The organism is Streptomyces sp. 13-12-16 (assembly GCF_002114215.1).
In the GTDB taxonomy this organism is placed as follows: Bacteria; Actinomycetota; Actinomycetes; order Streptomycetales; family Streptomycetaceae; genus Streptomyces.
In genome coordinates this window covers 1-1,617 of sequence record NZ_NCTE01000754.1, presented here as the reverse complement: position 1 = coordinate 1,617, position 1,617 = coordinate 1, and the positions used below count along the sequence as shown (strand labels likewise).

Here is a 1,617-nt window from a genome sequence, read left to right as displayed (position 1 = left end):
GGCCGGCCTCCGCGGCGGCCTCGTCGGCGGTGCGGCCGGGGCGGAGGTCGAGCAGGGCGCGTTCCTCCAGGGCGCGGACGAGGGCCCGCATGCGTTCCTGCACGGCCTGGTTCCAGTGGCCCTGGGCGGCGTGCGCCTCGGCGGCCGCGCGGTGTTCGGCGGCACTGCGGGGGCGGTCGTCGAACAGGGCGGGGGCCGAGACCGGTTCACGGCGCGGGGTGCCCAGGCGCCACCACAGGGCGCCCAGGACGGCGATCACGGCCGCGATGACGACGACCAGGCCGAGTGTGCCGCCGGGTGTCGCGGTGGAGGCGGCGTCGAACAGCTTGCCGACCCACTCCCAGAAGGCGTCGAGGGCCCGCTGGAACCAGCTGGGGTCGTTCTCGTGGTACATGCGTTTGGACAGCTCGCGCCGGGCCGCCTCCCGCGCGGGGTCGCGCGGGAGGGTGACGGGCGGCTCGTCGTCGCCGCGCAGCAGCAGGCGTACGGCCGTGTCGGCGGCCGCGGGCAGGGCCTGCGCCGATGTGAGAACTCCCCCCGTGGCGGTCACCGCATCAGCTCCCCGGGACGGTGCCGGGGCCGTGGTCCTGGACGCCGGCGGCGCGGGCCAGTTCGAGGTCGAGGGCCTCGCGGCGGATGCGCTGGTCGACGTAGAGGAGGACGGTGACGCCGGCCGTGATCGGGAACGTGATCATGGCGCCGATGACCGAGCCGATGCCGCTGACGATGAGGAACGTCCAGCCGATGTCGCCGCCGGCGCTGTTGAGGAAGCCGGAGACGCCGTCGCCGCCGACGGCCGCGGCGAGGAAGGTGAAGGGGATGACGATGATCGACGCGACGACGTTCGCGATGATCGTGGCGAGCAGCTGGATGCCGAAGATCCGCCACCAGGAGCCGCGCACCAGTTTGGCGGAGCGGCTCATGGCCTTCGCTATGCCCTGTTTCTCCAGCATCAGCGCGGGCGAGGCCAGCGACAGGCGGATCATGAGCCACAGGGTGACGACGACGGCGCCGACCAGGCCCAGGACGGTGAGGGGGATGCCCGCCCCGCTGCCCGCGGCGAGGGTGACGAGGAAGCCGGGCAGCGCGCCGACGGCCATGATGACGGCGGTGATGAGCAGCAGCAGGCAGATCAGGCCGAACAGCTTGACGATCTGGGGGCGTGCGTCGCGCCATGCCTCGCCGGTGGTGACGGATCTGCCGAGTACCGCGCGGCTGGTGACGGTCGTGAGCAGGGCGGTGGCGGCGACGGTGCCGACCAGGGTGATCAGGAAGACCACGCCGGAGTTGAGCAGGGCGTCGCCCATGGCGTCGGTCAGTTCGCCGAGGGTGGCGCTGGGGTCGTCGAGGACCGCGGTGCTGGAGTTGTCCAGGACGAGGCCCTGGAGCAGCACGACGACGATCTCGGTGAGGACGGCGACGGTCAGCGAGATGCCGAGGACCGTGCGCCAGTAGGTGCGCATGGTGGAGACGGCGCCGTCGAGGATCTCGCCCACCCCGAGCGGGCGGAGCGGGATGACGCCGGGCTTGGCCGCGGGCGGGGGGCCTCCCCAGCCGCCGCCCCAGTTGCCTCCCCAGGCACCGTACCCGCCGGGGCCTCCATGGCCGCCCCCGTAA

The 1,617-nt window shown here is 73.3% G+C and carries 2 protein-coding genes; both read right to left on the bottom strand.

The window, feature by feature from the left end; all coding sequences use genetic code 11:
• A partial coding sequence (locus B7767_RS28050) for a DUF4129 domain-containing protein (RefSeq protein WP_085574610.1) occupies window positions 1-550 on the bottom strand: 550 nt, incomplete at its 3' end.
• A 4-nt stretch (window positions 551-554) separates the two neighbouring features.
• On the bottom strand, window positions 555-1,617 hold a 1,063-nt coding region (locus B7767_RS28045), incomplete at its 5' end, for a glycerophosphoryl diester phosphodiesterase membrane domain-containing protein (protein WP_256923592.1).